Below are 17,332 nucleotides of genomic sequence, written 5' to 3' on the forward strand. Positions count from 1 at the left end.
AAGATGCACTTTCGCATGTTTTTTGAAGAACACGGTGCATTCTTTGCTTTATAAAAGGGTGAACACTTCAAAAAGGAATCCCCCCGCGTGACCCGCTACCCTCGTGATATGACCGGATACGGTGCCAATCCCCCCGCCGCCCAGTGGCCGAATGGTGCCAAGATCGCTGTTCAGATTGTGCTGAACTATGAAGAAGGCGGGGAAAACAATATCTTACACGGCGATCATGCGTCAGAGGCTTTCTTGTCCGAGATCACAGGTGCAGCACCTTGGCCGGGGCAGCGCCATTGGAATATGGAATCGCTTTATGAATACGGATCACGTGCTGGGTTCTGGCGCCTGCATCGTTTGATGGCCGCTTTGCCTGTGACTGTTTACGGGGTCGCCACCGCCTTGGCCCGTGCCCCGGAACAGGTTGCGGCGATGAAAGCTGTTGGTTGGGAAATTGCCAGTCACGGTCTGAAGTGGGTCGAACACAAGGACATGCCCGAGAATGTGGAGCGCGCGCAGATGGCTGAGGCCATTCGCTTGCATACCGAAGTCACAGGTGTGGGCCCGCGCGGTTGGTACACAGGTCGTTGTTCCAACAATACGGTGCGTCTGGCTGCGGAGACAGGGCAGTTTGCCTATGTCGCTGATAGCTATGCTGATGATCTGCCCTATTGGATGCGCTTTGGGCGCACCGATCAGCTGATCGTGCCTTACACGATGGACTGCAATGACATGCGTTTCGCCATTCAGGCGGGTTTTACCAATGGTGATCAGTTCGAAAGCTATCTGCGCGACAGTTTTGACTATCTTTATGCCGAAGGGCAGGTGGGTGCGCCCAAGATGCTATCGATTGGCCTGCATTGCCGCTTGATGGGGCGTCCGGGGCGTGCGGCGGCTTTGGCGCGGGTGATTGACTATATGAAGTCGCATGACGACGTCTGGTTCGCGACACGGCTTGAGATCGCAGAGCATTGGGCACAGGTGCATCCTGTGACCACGCAGATGCGGCCTTCGGAGATGGATCGCGCGGCTTTTGTCACAGAATTTGGTGGTATCTTTGAACATAGCCCGTGGATTGCGGAAGGCGCGCATGGCTTGGCTTTAGGTCTAACGCACGACACCGCCCAAGGCGTACACAGCGCACTTGCCCGCGTGTTTCGATCCGCCTCTGATGATCAGCGCCTTGGCGTCTTGCGCGCGCACCCTGATCTGGCTGGCAAGCTGGCCGCCGCAGGCAAGCTGACCGCCGAAAGCAAGGCAGAGCAGACGGGTGCAGGTCTTGATCTTTTGACCGATGATGAGCGCGAGACCTTCCAGACCCTTAACGCGCAATACGTCGCGAAACACGGATTTCCGTTTATCATTGCGGTGAAAGACAATGACAAAGCCTCTATCCTGGCTGCGTTTCACGCGCGCATCGAAAACGACCGCGACACCGAATTTGCCGAGGCTTGCCGTCAGGTAGAACGCATCGCCGAGCTGCGTTTGATCGAGAAGATGGCCTGATGGGGCAGGTTTTGCAGCTTGAACCGCTAACAAAGGCAGCGTTCGCACCTTTCGGTGACGTGTTGGACGTGTCTGGTGAACCTGACAAGATTATCAACCAAGGGCTTTGCGGGCGGTATCATGACCGGGCGCAGGTTGATGTCATGGATGGCAAGGCAGGTATCAGCCTTTTCCATGCGCAGCCGCGTCCGTTGCCGATTACGCTTGATACGATGGAACGGCATCCGCTGGGCAGTCAGGCCTTTCTTCCAATGAGCTTTGATCCCTTTGTCGTCATTGTCGCCCCGGATGTGGGCGACGCGCCCGGCCCACCGCTTGCGTTCATAACCGCGCCGGGGCAGGGCGTGAACTATGCCCGCGGCACATGGCATGGGGTGTTGACCCCACTTCATACGCCGGGACTTTTTGCTGTGGTGGACCGCATAGGTGAGGGCGCGAACCTGCAAGAGCATTGGTTCGAAACCCCCTTTATTATTGAAGGTTAAGTCGCCTCGCGGTCGGCCCAGCCAGCAAAGATACGTTCCAGAAAGATCACAGCGTAATACAAAACGATCCCAAGGAAGGCGAGCGCGATCAAGACCGCGAACATCAGCGGGTAGTCCCCGTTGGTTTCGCCTGATTTGAACAGCGCGCCAAGGCCACGGCCATGCGGGCTCACGATCTCGACCAGATTGGTGCCGATAAAGGCCAGCGTGGCCGATACTTTAAGTGCACCGAAAAATTCCGGCAGCGTCTTGGGCAGCGCTATTTTCACAAAGATCGTATAGCGCGACGCGCCAAGCGCGCGCAGGATGTCCCGATACTCGGGTTCCAGCGTTGACAGGCCAATGCCAACCGACACGGCGATGGGAAAGAACGAAATCATAAAGGCCATCAGGACAGTGTTGAAATCATGCTGCCCGATGAACAGCAGCGAAATCACCGGCACAAGCGTCGCCTTCGGGATCGCATTGAAGCCAATGAGGAGCGGATAGAGCGCATCGCGTGCGATCCGCGAAAATCCGATGACCATGCCAATGGCAGTGCCAACGATGACGGCGATGAACAGCCCAACAACTGTGCGCCACAGTGTCTGCCAGCCCATTTCAAAAAACAGGTCTCGGTATTTCCAAAAGGCCGGGGGTAAGTCCGAGGGTGAGGCCATCTTGAAGTTGGGCCATCCATTTACCCAGACAAGCAGTTCCCAAAGCCCCAAAAAGATGATGATGGCGATGACCGGCGTGGCGATTTTGCTAAACATCAGTGCGTTTCCACTTCTCGGCCTTGGGCAATCTTAATCTGGTCGCGCAAGACATGGAGCATATCGGCGGCCTTCGGTGTAAACAGGACATCAAGGGTGCGGTCTTCGGGCAGGTCCACATCCAGCACAAACTGTGTGCGGGCAGGGCGCCCCGACAGCACGATGACCTGATCGCCCAGAAATACGCTTTCGCGCAGGTCGTGGGTGATCAAAACAGCCGTGAATGGTTCGGCTTGCCGCAGATCGCGCATGGTTTGCCACAGGTCTTCACGGGTGAAGGCATCCAGCGCGCCAAAAGGTTCATCCATGATCAAGACGTCGGGTTTATGCACAAGCGACCGGCAGAGCGATGCGCGTTGGCGCATCCCGCCTGACAGTTCAGAGGGCCGCTTGTCTTCAAAACCGATAAGCCCAACCATTTCAAGTAGTTCCATCGCGCGCTTAATCCGATCCGCACGCGGCATCCGCGGGGCGACGATTTCAAGCGGGAGGATCACATTATCCAGAATCGTGCGCCACTCCAGCAGCACCGGGTTTTGAAAGGCCATACCAACAGTCTTGCGCGGCCCTTTCACACGTTCGCCATGCAACCACACTTCGCCTGCGTCAGGCGTCATCAGCCCGGCAACCAGCCGTGTGAGGGTGGATTTCCCGCAGCCCGAAGGGCCGACGACAGCAGCAAAAGTGCCTTCTGGCACGGCAAGTTCCAAGCCGTCCAAAACCTCAAGCGGGCCAGAGGCGGTTTGATAGGCGTGTTTGACGCCTTTGATTTCGATAAGGTTTTCGATGGCCTTTGCCCTTATACGTCGGGCCGCAGCAACCGCTGCGGCCCGAGCGTTGCGTGTTATTGCAGCATCAACAGTTCAGCGGCAGGCAGATAGCTGCCGTCAAAGTAGATGGATGCGTCAGGTTCATTGGTGAACTCGTAAACAGATTTTGTCTGTTCAATTGCGTTCATCATACGGGCGTCATCGATGCCACCCATGCCGTTTGTCATCACATAGTCGGTCAGCACATTCGCATCGATTGCCATCTGCAAACGCTCTGTTTCGAGGGCTGCATCGGCGGCAGGATTGCGCGCCATCAGCGCTTCGATTGCCGCGTCTGGCGTTGTAATGGCATCTTTCCAGCCCATTGCGACAGCGCCAAGGAAGCCTGTGACCAGTTCCGGGTTGGCCTCTGCAAACTCTGTGTTCACGATGATCGCGTTGCCATAAAGATCAACACCGTGATCGGCCATCAACAGAACTGAAATGTCATCCTCTGGGATGCCCAAACGCTTGAGGTTTAGCGTGGACGAGAACGAAAAGCCGGTTATCGCCGCGACATTGCCTTCGGCCAGCATAGGTTCGCGTGTTGGAAAACCGACAGGTTCAACCGTGATTGCATCTGCATCAATGCCGGTCTCTGCGGCGAAGATCGGGAACTGCGCCCAAGCGCCATCTGGCGGTGGTGCGCCAAGGACCTTGCCTTCTAGGTCAGAAGGGGCCTCAACGCCCAGCGACTTGCGGCCGACAACGGCGAAAGGTGGTTTGTCATAGACCATCATAACAGCCGTGACCGGGGCGCCGGGGTTTTGGTCAAGAAAGCGCATCAGCGAATTGATGTCGGCAAAACCTACAGGAAAAGCACCTGTTGCGACCTTTGGGATGGCGTCCAGCGAACCGGCCCCTTCGCTGATCGTCACGGTCAGGCCCGCATCGGCAAAATATCCCTCATCAAGCGCGTGGAAATAAGGTGCCGATGGCCCCTCAAACTTCCAATCCAGCGCAAATGGCATATCTGTTTCCGCCAATGCAGGCGTCGCCAGAAGCGTTGCCGCAAGCACGCATAGTTTCTTGTCAAAAATCATACTGTTGTCCCTTGTTGTGTGACTGCGTTCGGACCTAACAGGACCGATGCAAGGTGGGTACATGCTGCATGTGCGAAAGAGCTGCTCGCGCTGGAATTGCTCAAAAAACAGACAATGCCTGTTATTTTGCCTCGCAAATGCATCATCTTTGGAACGGCCCCAGCGGCATATGCCGGTTCACGTCCTTGTAAAGCAGGTAGCGGAACTTGCCCGGGCCGCCCGCATAGCAGGCCTGCGGGCAAAAGGCGCGTAACCACATGTAGTCGCCCGCCTCAACCTCGACCCAGTCTTGATTGAGCCTGTAGACAGCCTTGCCTTCCAACACATAAAGACCGTGTTCCATGACATGTGTTTCCATGAATGGAATAACGGCACCCGGCTCAAAGGTGACGACAGTGACCTGCATATCATGGCGCAGGTCAGCAGGATCGACAAACCGTGTGGTTGCCCATTTGCCGTCGGTGTCGGGCATAACGGTTGGTGCAACACTGTTTTCGTTTGTGATAATGACATCCGGGGCGTCTAACCCCGGCACCGGCACATAGGCTTTGCGAATCCAGTGAAAGCATAGCGGCGTATCAGAGCGATTATGCAACGTCCAATCGGTTGCGGGTGGAAGATAGGCATAGCCGCCCGGTTCAAGCACATGCGATGTGCCGCCGATGGTAAGAGTAGCACTTCCATCAACGACAAAAACCACCGCCTGCGCTGTTGCATCAGTATCAGGGCGGTCAGACCCGCCGCCTGGGGCTACATCCATGATGTAATGTGAAAAACTCTCTGCAAAGCCGCTAAGCGGCCTTGCGATGACCCAAAGACGCGTGTTGTCCCAAAACGGCAGAAAGCTTGTTACAATGTCACGCATCGTGCCCTTCGGTATCACGGCATAAGCATCCGTAAAGACGGCACGATCAGTCAAAAGCTGGTCTTGGCCGGGGTGTCCGCCCTTTGGTGCATAGTAGTGGCCTGCCATCCCGACTCCGGTCTTTTTTTATCGTCGCAAGTATGCTGCTCATTGATTGCTGAAACTATCCTGCAAACGCCAACAGGACCTATCGTGCTGATTTGATAATCCAATGGTTTGTCTGGCTTAGCTTGTGCAAATTGAACTTAAGCGGATTTTAAGTTGCCATAGTCATAAGGGCTCAAACTGCATTTTGAGAGGTTGAGGTCAGTATGGGGTTCTTTGCGTCTGTGGCATTGTCACGAAAACTGCCGGTGATCATCGCGGCGCTTTGCGTTTCGGCTAGCGTTAGTATCGCAACCGTCGGATACTTCGACTTTCGCGAAAACGTGCGATCTGAAACCCGCAAAGGTTTGCAAATCCTTACAGAAAGTCGGGGTGACGCGCTTTTGGCATGGTTTGAAAATATGCGTCAGGGTGTTAATTCATTTGGGACGGACCCAACCCTTCAGGCCGCCGCGAGCAGTTTCTCAAGCTCCTACAATCTGATGATCGATAGCGATGGCCTGCAGGATGCTTATATTACGAATAACCCCAATCCATTGGGGCAGCGCGATCAATTGGATCAAGCACCTGAATCAGTACCGTATCACTTTCAGCACGGGCAATTTCATCCGTATTTTCGCCAGATCAAAAATACGGCGGGTTACTACGATATCTTCCTGTTCAATCTTGAAGGTGACATGGTTTATTCCGTTGCAAAAGAAGCGGATTTTGCAACCAATTTTGCGGTTGGCCCCTATGCAAACTCTGGTTTGGGCGATGCATTTGCGCAAGCGCGCGATGGTGCCGCGGGCGAGGTTTATTTTGCGGATTTTGAAACCTATGCGCCCAGCGCAGGCGCGCCCGCTGCCTTTCTATCCACGCCTATTGTCAATCAGTTAGGCGACATCATTGGCGTTGCCGCGGCGCAGATACCGTCAGATCAGATTGACGCGATTTTCAACAATCCGACGGGGTTGGGGACCACCGGTGAAATCTATGCAGTTGGCTATGACAACCTGACCCGTACCACGTCACGTTTTGAAGATGGCAAGTCAATTTTGGCGGATGTTGGGACTTATGCGCAAGTACAGGCAGTTTTGGCTCAGGGTTACATCGAACTGGAAGGTGTAAAAGGGAGTTACGGTGGCCAAGTGCTTGCCCAGGGTAAGCGTATTGATGTTTTGGGCCGCCAATGGGCGGTTGTGGGCGAACTTGGTGTTGCGGAGGCCTTTGCGCCGGTGGTTGCCGCGCGCAATAAGATGATCTTCGTCACTATTCTTATTGCGGGGATAGCCGCAGTTCTTGGCTGGATGACAGCGCGTTCGGTTGTGCGCCCACTTGCGCGGCTGGGTAGTGCGGTGATGCAGGTTTCGAACAAATCATATGATATTGATCTTACTGATCAGATGCGTGGCGATGAAATTGGAACGCTATTTCAAGGGCTTGATATGTTCCGGGAAAAGCTGATGGCATCAGACCAGGCCGAGGAAGAACGGCAGGCGCTACAAGCCAAGCATGTCCAGGTGGTCAACCGGTTAAGTATCGCCTTGACCAAGCTTGCGGATGGTGACCTGACACATCAGATCACCACACCGTTTGAGGGCGAATACGATCAACTGCGGCAGGATTATAACCGTACAATGCGTAATCTGAATGAAACGATTGGGTCCGTCGTCATCCGGTCCGGGGCGATCAGGCAACGTTCGGATGGCATGAGTAAATCATCGGATGATCTATCGCGTCGGACGGAAAATCAGGCAGCGACACTAGAGCAGACCGCCGCAGCGCTCGACGAAATGACAGCAAGTGTCAAATCAGCGGCAGATGGGGCACGTCAGGTCAAAGACGTCGTGTCCAGCGCCCGGCAAGATGCTGACGAAAGCGAACCTGTCGTGCAAGACACCGTCCGCGCCATGACCGAGATTGAGGGGTCATCTCAGGAGATATCTCAAATTATCGGTGTGATTGACGATATTGCTTTTCAAACAAACCTACTTGCGCTGAACGCAGGTGTTGAGGCGGCGCGTGCAGGCGAGGCCGGTCGTGGTTTCGCGGTTGTCGCCTCTGAGGTGCGTGCTTTGGCGCAACGTTCATCCGATGCCGCAAAGCAGATCAAAGCCTTGATTGGTGAAAGTTCCAGTCAGGTTGAACGTGGTGTTAGTCTGGTCGGGCAGGCCGGTGAGGTGCTGACCAAGATAGCCAGCCACATCAATCATATATCCGATCTTGTCACTGAAATTGCGTCTGGCGCAGAAGAACAATCAATCGGCATTGGTGAGATCAACATTGGTGTGACCCAGCTCGACAAAGTCACGCAACAAAACGCCGCAATGGTGGAGGAAGCGACCGCAAGCAGCCATGCGTTAAATGGCGAAGCAACAGAGCTTGAAAAACTGGTGAAGCGGTTCCAATTGGACGAAGCGAAAGTAGCGGCGGCACCTGAGGCCGATAACATCAGTGAATTTATCCCTCAACCCGCTGTCCAAGAAAGCGCTATGTCAGATTATGCAACACGACCAGCTTTGGCTGCTGCTGGCGGCGGGCGCGCCCAACAGGCCGATGATATGTGGCAGGATTTCTGATGTGTCTATAGGTGAGCGTAAGGCGCGCTGCAGGTGCCATTCAGGCATCATACCCGTCGATACAGGAGCGCGTAGCATTTAAGGTAAATTTGGCTCCGACGGTAGGGATCGAACCTACGACCAATTGATTAACAGTCAACTGCTCTACCGCTGAGCTACGTCGGAACACTCGCGCCCATATAGCAACGCGATTCCGAGAGGTCCAGAGACATTTTCTTAGTTTGTGCGAAACTTCTGCCCCGGCGCAAAAAGGCCTTATGATTGCGCAAAAGTAGCAACAGCGGAAAGAAGAGGGGACGCTGTGACTTTACCTCTCTCATGCAGATCCACCAGATGCGCGAAAACGTTGCGTTCTGCGGGCAGGCGGAGCGCGGGGGCTACATCATCATAGATGATCGCGGCGATTTCAGATGCGCTGGCGGCCTGTACTGCAAGAACGGCAAGGATCTGCGCCTCGCGGCAGTTCCGGTGATCGATCAGCCAGGCAAGCCGTGCTTGCGGGTCCGTTATGGGGGCACCGTGACCGGGATAATAAACCGCTGCGTCAAAGGATTGCAGCCGCGCACAAGATGTCATGAAATCGGTCAGATCGCCATCGGGTGGTGACACCAAAGAACTTGCCCATCCCATCACGTGATCACCGGTAAACATGACATCGCACCACGCAAAGCACAGGTGATTGCCAATATGGCCGGGCGTGTGGATCGCCGCGATCTGGCCCCAGTCACCCACAAGCACGTCACTATCTTTCAAATGATGATCTGGCTTGAAATCGTGATCAATACCTTCACCCCCGCCCGCCAATCCGTTTTCTGCCAATTGTGCCATGACAGCGCTACGCCCATCGCGGCTGTCGCCGAAGGCATAGATAGGTGCACCTGTCAGCGCCGATAAACCAGAGGCCAGCGGGGAGTGATCCAGATGGCTATGCGTCAGCAAGATATGCGACACGGTACGCCCGCCTATGGCGCGCGTCAGAGCCGCCATATGTGCCGGGTCATCGGGGCCGGGGTCTATTATTGCCAGTTCATCGTGTCCCAGCAGATAGGTGTTGGTCCCCAAATAGGTCATTGGCGAAGGATTTGGTGCAAGCACCAGCGCCAGATCAGGAGCCAGCCTAAACGGTTTTCCTGCAGTTGGTGCAAATTCTACTGTCACAATCGCTTTCCGTTTGCTGCAAGGGCCGCTAGCTTGCCTCTATGTTCTTTGGTTGGCTCAAGAAATATATGCCGCGCGGCATTTACGCACGTGCGGGGCTTATTTTGGTATTGCCCATCTTGCTGTTGCAATTGCTTGTCTCGGTTGTGTTTATCCAGCGCCACTTTGAAGGCGTCACCCGGTCGATGACAAGTGCCGTGAACATTGAATTGCGATTTTTGGTCGATACCGCGAATGCCCAACCGAACTTACAAGCGGCGCTTGCGGCGGTCGCACAGATTGGCGGGCCCTTGGAAATTGCGACGACGTTGCCCGCAGGTGACGCAGTTGTCGCAGACATCAAGCCATTTGTTGATCTGACGGGTGAAACCGTAATTGCCACCTTACGCGATGAGGTGCCAGGTATTCTTGCTGTTTCCTTGGCGGATCGTCGCCGCGTTGTGGTTTGGGCCAACACCCGCCACGGGCCGATGAAAATGGAACTGAACCGCCGCCGCGTTTCGGCCTCGAACCCGCATCAGTTGATCGTGATCATGGTGGTTCTGGGCGGGCTGATGACAGCCATTGCTTATGTGTTTCTGCGCAACCAGCTGCGTCCGATCAAGCGCATGGCGCGGGCTGCGGCCGATTACGGGAAAGGCCGCATCACGCCTTTCACGCCGACAGGCGCGGTTGAGGTGCGGGCGGCCGGCATGGCCTTTCTGGATATGCGCAACCGTCTTGAACGTCAGACCCAAAGCCGCACCATGATGTTATCGGGTGTCAGTCACGATTTGCGGACACCGCTGACGCGGCTGCGTCTGGGGCTGTCAATGCTCGACCCACAAGAGGCCGCGCCACTGATCCATGACGTTGACGATATGGAGCGGCTTTTGGATGCGTTTCTGGATTTTGCGCGCACTGATGCAGGCGATAGTCTGGAACCGACAACACCGTCCAGCATTATCCACGCCGTATTGGACGATGCAAAGCGTATGGATCAAAATGTGACCCTTGGCGCGATTGAGGGGCCTGATGATCCCGTTGGGTTGCGCCCGCTGGCGATCAGGCGCGCAATGGACAACCTGTTGGGCAATGCGTTGCGCTATGGCACGCAGGCCGAGATCGGGGTGAGCGTGACCGACCGCGCCCTGCGTTTCTGGGTTGAGGATGATGGGCCCGGTATTCCGCCCGAACGTCATGATGAAGCGCTGAGTCCCTTTGTGCGCCTTGATCCGGCGCGCAATCAGGACAAGGGCAGCGGCGTGGGTCTCGGACTGTCGATTGTTGCCGATATTGCACGGACCCATGGCGGTGTGCTGCGACTGGGGGTAAGCGAAACGCTGGGTGGGTTGAAGGCTGAACTGGTGCTGGCGCGCTAGGGCACGTCTATGGCTGCACGATGGCATCGCTCCAGGCACCTAAAAAGGCGTCGCGATTCAGTTTGTCAAGATAGACCAAAAGGCCAGGCCCAAGCCGAATGGGGCCGTAAGCGCGTGCTTCGGGTGTATCTGCGGCCCGCAATGGGGGCAGGGCCCAGACAGATGAGGTTTCGCGCATCCCTTCCTGCAAGAGCCGGTCAAGAAACAGCCCCGCCGCCTCAACCTCGGTCGCTGTTGCGGGGATCAGTGCGGTGCGCAACATGACCGTTTCATAATCCTCTAACGTCAGAATTTCGAGCCGGTCATCGCGGGCGATCCGTTCTGCGGTATAAGACCCCAACACGTTATAAGCCAATGTCAGGCGGCCTGAAGCCACGTCATCGATCATCTGCGCAGAGCAACAATAAAGTTCAGTACCGCGCCGCCCCATCAATTCAAAAAGCCGCCAGAACGTATCGGAATTACGCGCCTCCTGCGTGGCAAACAGATATCCCAGACCGCTGGTGCGCACGTCGTAGGTGCCGATGGCATCTTCAAACGCCGTTGGGTTTTGCCGGAGCAATCCGATTAGTTCTTGCCGGGTCTTGGGGCGCTCCAGACCCGCAAAACGTGCGCGCGAAATCACCGCGACGGCGGGTTCTGCGGTAAAGGCAAAGACCTGATTGCGCCAACGTGCCCAGCCCGGCAGGCTTTCGGTGATGGGCGAGGTAAAGCGTTGTGCTGCACCGTCATTTGCCAGTTGAAACTGCAGGTCCATCGCAGATGACATAGCGATGTCAAAGACGTCCCCCTCTTTGATGGCCGTGTGCAGCACGGCGCTTGAGGTGACGTAGTAATCAATACCAATCGCCGGGTTTTCGGCTTGAAATTGCAGGATGAACGGTTCAAATACCGCCAGGTCGCCGGTGGAAATGACCTTGATCATCGTGTCGCCGGTGCCGGGATAGCGTTGTCGGTCTTCCAGCTCTAACGCATTCAAACAGCTTGCGAAAATTGCCAGATATGATGCTGCAATTAAGCGGCAGGCAAGATCAGTGAAACGCATGCGCCTGCTCCATCATCGGGGGTGGAAAGTTTAAGGTGACCGCCATGGGCGACAAGAACGTCTTCGGCAATGGTCAGGCCCAAGCCAGACCCCACAATCTGATCAACGTTTGTACCGCGTTTGAAGCGCGCTGTCAGTTCCGGCAATGAAGCGTCAGAAAACCCGCGTCCTTCGTCGCGCACGGTTAATCGCCAATGCGCATTGTCAGCCGGTGCAAGCGTGACAGTGATTTGTGTTTCGGCGGGCGAATACTTGACCGAGTTATCGACCACATTGCGCAGCGCACTTTCCAGCAAAATGGCATCACCACGCACGGATGCAGGCCCATCCGCATCCAATGTGAGGGTGATATCTTTCATCTCGGCCGTAGGAGCGAGGCCATCGGTCACCTTTTCGGCAAGATCAGCAAGGTCGACAACCTCTTGCGCCAATGCGTCGGCCCGAAAACTGACGGTCGCATGATCCAACAGTTGACTGGCTGAGCGCGAGCTTTCGTCGACCGCGCGGATGATCCGGCGCAGCATTTGCTTTTCTTCGTCCTTCTCAACCGTATGCAGCGCCAGTTCCGCCTGCGCACGTACAGTGGCCAGTGGTGTACGGACACGGTGTGCTGCTTCCGCGATAAATTCTTCAGACCTGCGAATGGATTGGCCTAAACGTTCCATCAGTCGGTTGAGGGCAACTAGGAGTGGCGACAGCTCGTCTGGTACCTTGCGCCGCAGAGGCCGTAAATCAGACGGTCCGCGTCGCGTCACCGCTTGGGCAAAGCTGTTAAGCGGTTGCAGCGCGTTGCCTGCTGCAAAGGTGCCCAAACCAACCGCGAGTATGAAAAGGGCGACCGAAAGAACAGCGGCAGTTTGCGACAGGCCCGATCCAATGGCCTGCACGCCAGTGCGGGTTTGCGCAACTGTCACCAGCACGGGAACGGGGTTCTGGTCTGCCAAAACGGTGCGCATTACCGTGACTGTGCGCAGCTGATCACCGCGATAGTCGATCGTCCCCACGGCAACATCACCGGGGCGTTCCGGGTTGCTGGGTGGGATCAGGTCCTCATAACCCGTCAGTGTCTGCGCACCTGCGGCAACGCGGTAAAAGACGCGGTCTTCACCAATCGCGTCCAACATCGCAAAAGCAGAGTAGGGCAGTTCCAGCAGGATCGTGCCTTGTTCGCTGCGGAGGGCTTCGGCGATTGTGGTGGCCGAGGCGACCAGCACGTTATCCTGCGTCCGTTCAGCCGCTTCGCGGGCAAAGCTGGTGATCATCCACCATGATAATATCGCTAAAACCGCTGCAATACCTGCCAGCAGGATCGTCAGACGCTGCCCGATCGAACGCCAGAAGACCGGAACTGTGGTCGTACTGCTCATGCCCATGTCATGCGGTAGCCGACGCCGCGGACTGTTTCGATCTCAACCCCTGCAGCGGAAAGGCGTTTGCGCAGGCGGGCCACATAAACCTCGATGGCGTTTTCGCTGACTTCAGCGTCTTGCGAAAACAGACGATCAAGAAGCTGGGTTTTTGACAGGATTTTTCCCTTGTTGCGGGCAAAGACCTCTAACAAGCGCAGTTCGCGGTTACGCAGTGGCTTGGTCTCACCATCATGGCTCAATGTGCCGCCCGATGGGTCGAATAATGCACCGCCCAAGGGAATCAAGGCGGGCGTCGGTGTGCCGCGTCTGCGTAGCACGGCACGACATCTGGCCTCTAACTCAGCAAAATCAAAGGGTTTTGTAATGTAATCATCGGCCCCCAGATCCAACGTATCAACGCGGTCCGACACCTGACTACGCGCCGTCAGGACGATCACCGGCACCCGTTCCGTTGTGCGTGTCTTACGCAAAAACGCGCGTCCGTCGCCATCGGGGAGCATCACATCGAGGAGCATCAGGTCGTATTCGGCAACGGCCAACCATTCATCCGCCGCGGCCAGCGTTTTTGCATGATCAACGGCATGCCCATCCAGCGAAAGGCGCGCGATGATGGCTTCGGCCAATTCTATGTTATCCTCAACGAGCAGAAAGCGCATCGATCTGTTACTCCCTCGCGCATGTAGCCCCGTGTCAGGCCCGTGTCAGCTTGGCGTGCGGTAGTGCAGAATGGGCGGGGAATCCTCGCCTGTCAAATGGGAGGACTACCAATGAGAATGAACATGACCCGCCGGGTCGTGATGGCTGCTGCGGCAGCCACACTGGCTTTTGCAAACCCCGCTGCGGCGGATGGCCATCAGGTGATGGACGAGATTAACTTTCTGATCCCCGGCGGCGCCGGTGGCGGATGGGATGGTACAGCACGTGGTACAGGCGAAGCGCTGACAGGCGCAGGCATTGTCGGCAACGCATCTTATGAAAATATGTCCGGCGGCGGCGGCGGTGTGGCGATTGCCCACCTGATTGAAAACGCGGATTCGCTACAGAACACCATGATGGTGAACTCAACGCCAATCGTGATCCGGTCGCTGACAGGTGTGTTTCCGCAAAGCTTCCGTGATCTGACATTGGTTGCTGGCACCATCGGTGACTATGCAGCGATTGTTGTGAACACAGACAGCGACATTCAATCAATGGATGACCTGCTGGCAGCCTACCGTGAAGATGGCCTGAGCTTTGCTGTTGGCGGTGGCTCTGTACCCGGTGGTCTGGATCACCTTGTTGCGGCTTCCGTGATGCAGGCGGCGGGCGAAGATCCAACAGCGTTTAACTATATTCCTTATGATGCTGGCGGTGCCGCAATGGCAGGTCTGTTATCTGGGGAAATCAAAGCGCTTTCTACCGGCTTCTCCGAAGCTGTGACTTTGGCCGAACAGGGCGAAGTGCGCATTCTTGGCGTCACCTCACCAGAGCGCGTGCCTGCCTTCGCAGATGCCCCCACCATGATGGAACAGGGCCTTGATACCACATTCGTTAACTGGCGTGGTTTCTTTGCAGCCCCCGGTCTAGCTGATGATCAAGTGGCCAAAATGCAGGCCGCGATTGCAGCCATGTATGACACGCCCGAGTGGGAAGAGGTGCGTGCCCGCAACGGTTGGGTGAACATCTACAACAACGGCGACGATTTCGAGGCTTTCCTTGAAGCGCAGGAACAGGAAATCGGTGATCTGATGCGGACACTGGGCTTCCTTTAAGGTCAAAGCTTACAAAACGGACCGTCCCGCAAATCTGCGGGGCGGCCACACATATATAGAATTTTCGGGGAGGGAAGTTCATGGCGCTGGATCGTTGGATCGCGCTGATCTTTGTCACATTTTGCTGCATTTACGGTTATGCCGCATTTTTTACGATGGATCAGCTTCTGCCCCCGTTCATGCAACGCAACCCGGTTTGGCCCTCGACCTTTCCCAAGGTGTTGGCTGTGCTAGGGACTATCGTTGGGATGATCGTGCTGCTTGGTGTTGAAAAGGCCGAAGACAAAGATGACGCGCCCAGTGCAACCGAGATCAATTACCGTCGGTTGGGTGATTACAAGATTGGCCAAGCGCTCATGCTTCTGGGCCTGATGGTTCTTTACGCTCTGATGCTGCGACCCGCCGGGTTCCTGATCTCGACTACCACGTTTCTCGTCGTTGGCAGCACGATCCTTGGCGAACGTAAGTTCCACATCATGATACCCGTTGCCGCTTTAGCTACCGGTTTTGTCTGGTATCTGGTGCAAGAGGTGCTTGGCATCTTCTTGCGTCCTTTTCCGTTTTTTATGGGGATGTAAGTCATGCTTGAAGGCATTTTTATCGGCCTTGAGGCCGCATTCTCGATCCAGAATATTCTGATGGTTGTCGCCGGTTGTTTGATCGGCACGTTCATTGGGATGTTGCCCGGGCTGGGGCCAATGTCGATCATCGCGATTATGATCCCCGTGGCGATTACGCTTGGTGATCCGGCGGCGGCACTGATCCTTTTGGCAGGCGTCTACTATGGCGCTATCTTTGGCGGATCGACCTCGTCAATCCTTCTTAACGCACCCGGTGTTGCGGGAACGGTGGCAACCAGCTTTGACGGCTACCCGATGGCGCGCAAGGGCCAAGCGGGTAAGGCCTTGACCATCGCGGCGGTGGCCAGTTTCGCAGGCGGCACGATTGGTGCAATCCTCTTGATGATCTTTGCGCCTGCTTTGTCATCCGTCGCGCTTCTTTTCCATTCGGCGGAGTATTTTGCTCTTATGGTGGTAGGTCTTTCTGCCATCGCGGCTTTTGCAGGCACCGGTCAAGTCGCCAAGGCATTGATGATGACCATCCTTGGTCTGATCCTTGCCACTGTGGGTGAGGGGGCACTGTTCAACATGCCCCGCTTTACCATGGGTCTGATGGACTTGCAGTCAGGGATCAGCTTCATCACTCTCGCAATGGCGATGTTTGCACTGCCCGAAGCGATGTTCCTTGTTCTTAACCCCGCGCGCGGGGCCAGCAACGCCGAAGGCGGCAGTAACAAGATCACCAACCTGCGGTTCTCACGTGAAGAAGGCAAAGCCATGATCCCTGTGATCGGGCGACAGTCGGTACAGGGTTTCTTTATTGGCGTGTTGCCGGGGGCAGGGGCGACGATTGCGTCCTTCCTGGGTTATGCGGTGGAACGCAACATTGCCAAAGGAGAAGAGCAAGAGGAGTTTGGCAAAGGATCTGTGAAGGGATTGGCCGCGCCTGAGACGGCGAATAACGCGGCTTGCACGGGGTCGTTCGTGCCCTTGCTGACACTTGGCATCCCTGGTTCTGGCACGACCGCTATCCTTTTAGGGGCGCTCATTGCGCTGAACGTGACACCGGGGCCACGCCTTATGACAGACACGCCCGAAATTTTCTGGGCCGTGATCATCTCTATGTTTATTGGCAATCTGGTGCTTTTGGTACTTAACCTACCGCTGATCCCATATATCGCCAAGATCCTGTCAATTCCGCGCAATTACCTGATCCCCTTCATCCTGTTTTTCACCTTGATGGGGGCCTACATCGGACAAAACAATTCAACTGAGTTGCTGTTACTGGTTGGCCTTGGGGTGATGGCGACGATCTTGCGCTTTGCAGACTATCCATTGGCGCCGCTGCTGATTGGCTTCATCCTTGGCACGATGTTGGAGGACAACTTTGCGCGTTCCATGCAGCTCTATCGCGGGCTCGATTTTATCATCGAACGGCCGATGACCTTGGGCCTATTGGTATTGGCGGGGCTTTTGGTCTTGTTGCCTAGCTACAGGACGCGACGCGCGCGCAAGCGGGCCGAAGGGGTTGCCGATGGCGACTAGGCGGCAGGCTCAATAAACGACTCGTACGGCCGGATGGACAGTCGGAGTCTGATGCGTGTTTCGGAGACAAATGTGTCGGCGTACCGCTGACAAAAGCAGGATCGAGACAAAGAGGGGCGATGCAGTGTTATCGCCCCACGGCCATTTGTTGTTCCGGTCTTTCAAGTATTAACCATTAAAACAACGCGATAGCCGCAATTGCAGCTTGCCGCAGGCTGACAAAGCATTGCATCTACAGGCCGCTTAACCTGTGTCAGCGTCAAGAAATGCCTTAGAAAGAAACAATATTTGGACACAATTTTCGCCAATTTACCCGCTTTGTTTCCAAGTGCAAAGGAAGCTGGTGTAACATGCCAGCATCCAAGAAATTTTTTGGGTCGTTGGTAGCGGTTCAGACTTATTGTTAATTTAGGTAGGAGAGA

The 17,332-nt window shown here is 55.7% G+C and carries 15 protein-coding genes and 1 tRNA gene; 7 read left to right on the forward strand and 9 right to left on the reverse strand.

All coding sequences use genetic code 11. The features are described 5' to 3' along the window. Positions 1-87 precede the first annotated feature (87 nt). Positions 88-1,497 (forward strand): allantoinase PuuE, encoded by a 1,410-nt coding sequence (puuE, locus tag BC777_RS02890; protein ID WP_100366646.1) that lies wholly within the window; start codon positions 88-90, stop codon positions 1,495-1,497. Further along, positions 1,497-1,982: an ureidoglycolate lyase gene (locus BC777_RS02895; RefSeq protein ID WP_100366647.1), complete on the forward strand. Its 486-nt coding sequence runs from the start codon at positions 1,497-1,499 to the stop codon at positions 1,980-1,982. Before puuE ends, BC777_RS02895 begins: the two co-directional genes overlap by 1 nt. Here the strand turns inward: BC777_RS02895 and BC777_RS02900 are convergent. The 4 genes from BC777_RS02900 to BC777_RS02915 all read right to left on the reverse strand — a co-directional run bounded on the left by BC777_RS02900 (position 1,979) and on the right by BC777_RS02915 (position 5,562). Beyond that, on the reverse strand, positions 1,979-2,737 hold the full coding sequence (locus BC777_RS02900; RefSeq protein ID WP_100366648.1) for an ABC transporter permease: 759 nt from the start codon (positions 2,735-2,737) through the stop codon (positions 1,979-1,981). The genes BC777_RS02895 and BC777_RS02900 overlap by 4 nt on opposite strands. Beyond that, the gene (locus tag BC777_RS02905) at positions 2,737-3,525 is read right to left on the reverse strand and encodes an ABC transporter ATP-binding protein (protein ID WP_100366649.1); all 789 of its coding nucleotides are present in this window, start codon (positions 3,523-3,525) and stop codon (positions 2,737-2,739) included. The genes BC777_RS02900 and BC777_RS02905 overlap by 1 nt, the downstream gene beginning before the upstream one ends. 56 nt (positions 3,526-3,581) lie before the next feature. Beyond that, positions 3,582-4,589 carry an ABC transporter substrate-binding protein gene (locus BC777_RS02910; protein ID WP_100366650.1) on the reverse strand — a complete coding sequence of 336 codons (1,008 nt, stop codon included), beginning with the start codon at positions 4,587-4,589 and terminating at the stop codon, positions 3,582-3,584. A gap of 142 nt (positions 4,590-4,731) precedes the next feature. After that, a complete protein-coding gene (locus BC777_RS02915; protein ID WP_100366651.1) occupies positions 4,732-5,562 on the reverse strand; it encodes a bifunctional allantoicase/(S)-ureidoglycine aminohydrolase in 831 nt (276 codons plus the stop codon). A gap of 203 nt (positions 5,563-5,765) precedes the next feature. Here BC777_RS02915 and BC777_RS02920 point away from each other — a divergent pair, with 203 nt between their 5' ends. Further along, positions 5,766-8,120, forward strand: a complete 2,355-nt coding sequence (locus BC777_RS02920; RefSeq protein WP_100366652.1) for a methyl-accepting chemotaxis protein — start codon at positions 5,766-5,768, stop codon at positions 8,118-8,120. Between the two features lie 90 nt (positions 8,121-8,210). On the opposite strand, the gene BC777_RS02925 is transcribed toward BC777_RS02920, so the two are convergent. Together BC777_RS02925 and BC777_RS02930 are read right to left on the reverse strand one after the other, a co-directional pair. Further along, positions 8,211-8,285: transfer RNA gene (locus BC777_RS02925), tRNA-Asn, on the reverse strand. A 90-nt stretch (positions 8,286-8,375) separates the two neighbouring features. Continuing rightward, on the reverse strand, positions 8,376-9,278 hold the full coding sequence (locus tag BC777_RS02930) for an MBL fold metallo-hydrolase (protein WP_245834132.1): 903 nt from the start codon (positions 9,276-9,278) through the stop codon (positions 8,376-8,378). A gap of 41 nt (positions 9,279-9,319) precedes the next feature. On the opposite strand from BC777_RS02930, the gene BC777_RS02935 reads away from it, so the two are divergent. Further along, entirely contained in the window at positions 9,320-10,639 is a 1,320-nt protein-coding gene (locus BC777_RS02935; protein WP_100366654.1) for an ATP-binding protein, read from the forward strand. Between the two features lie 7 nt (positions 10,640-10,646). On the opposite strand, the gene BC777_RS02940 is transcribed toward BC777_RS02935, so the two are convergent. From BC777_RS02940 to BC777_RS02950, 3 genes are read right to left on the reverse strand one after another with little or no spacing between them, the layout of a single operon-like run. Further along, positions 10,647-11,684 carry an ABC transporter substrate-binding protein gene (locus BC777_RS02940; protein ID WP_100366655.1) on the reverse strand — a complete coding sequence of 346 codons (1,038 nt, stop codon included), beginning with the start codon at positions 11,682-11,684 and terminating at the stop codon, positions 10,647-10,649. After that, positions 11,654-13,051: a sensor histidine kinase gene (locus tag BC777_RS02945; RefSeq protein WP_100366656.1), complete on the reverse strand. Its 1,398-nt coding sequence runs from the start codon at positions 13,049-13,051 to the stop codon at positions 11,654-11,656. The genes BC777_RS02940 and BC777_RS02945 overlap by 31 nt, the downstream gene beginning before the upstream one ends. Further along, entirely contained in the window at positions 13,048-13,710 is a 663-nt protein-coding gene (locus BC777_RS02950) for a response regulator transcription factor (RefSeq protein ID WP_100366657.1), read from the reverse strand. Before BC777_RS02950 ends, BC777_RS02945 begins: the two co-directional genes overlap by 4 nt. A 111-nt stretch (positions 13,711-13,821) precedes the next feature. Between BC777_RS02950 and BC777_RS02955 the strand changes: the two genes are divergently transcribed. The 3 genes from BC777_RS02955 to BC777_RS02965 all read left to right on the forward strand — a co-directional run bounded on the left by BC777_RS02955 (position 13,822) and on the right by BC777_RS02965 (position 16,910). Continuing rightward, entirely contained in the window at positions 13,822-14,805 is a 984-nt protein-coding gene (locus BC777_RS02955; RefSeq protein ID WP_100366658.1) for a tripartite tricarboxylate transporter substrate binding protein, read from the forward strand. A gap of 80 nt (positions 14,806-14,885) precedes the next feature. Further along, on the forward strand, positions 14,886-15,383 hold the full coding sequence (locus BC777_RS02960) for a tripartite tricarboxylate transporter TctB family protein (RefSeq protein ID WP_100366659.1): 498 nt from the start codon (positions 14,886-14,888) through the stop codon (positions 15,381-15,383). Positions 15,384-15,386: 3 nt separating this feature from the next. Further along, positions 15,387-16,910: a tripartite tricarboxylate transporter permease gene (locus BC777_RS02965; RefSeq protein ID WP_100366660.1), complete on the forward strand. Its 1,524-nt coding sequence runs from the start codon at positions 15,387-15,389 to the stop codon at positions 16,908-16,910. Positions 16,911-17,332: the final 422 nt, after the last annotated feature.

Origin of the sequence: Yoonia maricola (assembly GCF_002797915.1) — a bacterium.
In the GTDB taxonomy this organism is placed as follows: Bacteria; Pseudomonadota; Alphaproteobacteria; order Rhodobacterales; family Rhodobacteraceae; genus Yoonia; species Yoonia maricola.

What these genes read in the sequence shown, in the direction of transcription:
- BC777_RS02965 (WP_100366660.1), top strand. Translation starts at nt 15,387, where the DNA reads ATGCTTGAAGGCATTTTTATCGGCCTTGAGGCCGCATTCTCGATCCAG.
- BC777_RS02955 (WP_100366658.1), top strand. Translation starts at nt 13,822, where the DNA reads ATGAGAATGAACATGACCCGCCGGGTCGTGATGGCTGCTGCGGCAGCC.
- BC777_RS02895 (WP_100366647.1), top strand. Translation starts at nt 1,497, where the DNA reads ATGGGGCAGGTTTTGCAGCTTGAACCGCTAACAAAGGCAGCGTTCGCA.
- BC777_RS02945 (WP_100366656.1), bottom strand. Translation starts at nt 13,051, where the DNA reads ATGAGCAGTACGACCACAGTTCCGGTCTTCTGGCGTTCGATCGGGCAG.
- BC777_RS02950 (WP_100366657.1), bottom strand. Translation starts at nt 13,710, where the DNA reads ATGCGCTTTCTGCTCGTTGAGGATAACATAGAATTGGCCGAAGCCATC.
- BC777_RS02960 (WP_100366659.1), top strand. Translation starts at nt 14,886, where the DNA reads ATGGCGCTGGATCGTTGGATCGCGCTGATCTTTGTCACATTTTGCTGC.
- BC777_RS02910 (WP_100366650.1), bottom strand. Translation starts at nt 4,589, where the DNA reads ATGATTTTTGACAAGAAACTATGCGTGCTTGCGGCAACGCTTCTGGCG.
- BC777_RS02935 (WP_100366654.1), top strand. Translation starts at nt 9,320, where the DNA reads ATGTTCTTTGGTTGGCTCAAGAAATATATGCCGCGCGGCATTTACGCA.
- BC777_RS02920 (WP_100366652.1), top strand. Translation starts at nt 5,766, where the DNA reads ATGGGGTTCTTTGCGTCTGTGGCATTGTCACGAAAACTGCCGGTGATC.
- BC777_RS02915 (WP_100366651.1), bottom strand. Translation starts at nt 5,562, where the DNA reads ATGGCAGGCCACTACTATGCACCAAAGGGCGGACACCCCGGCCAAGAC.
- BC777_RS02940 (WP_100366655.1), bottom strand. Translation starts at nt 11,684, where the DNA reads ATGCGTTTCACTGATCTTGCCTGCCGCTTAATTGCAGCATCATATCTG.
- BC777_RS02900 (WP_100366648.1), bottom strand. Translation starts at nt 2,737, where the DNA reads ATGTTTAGCAAAATCGCCACGCCGGTCATCGCCATCATCATCTTTTTG.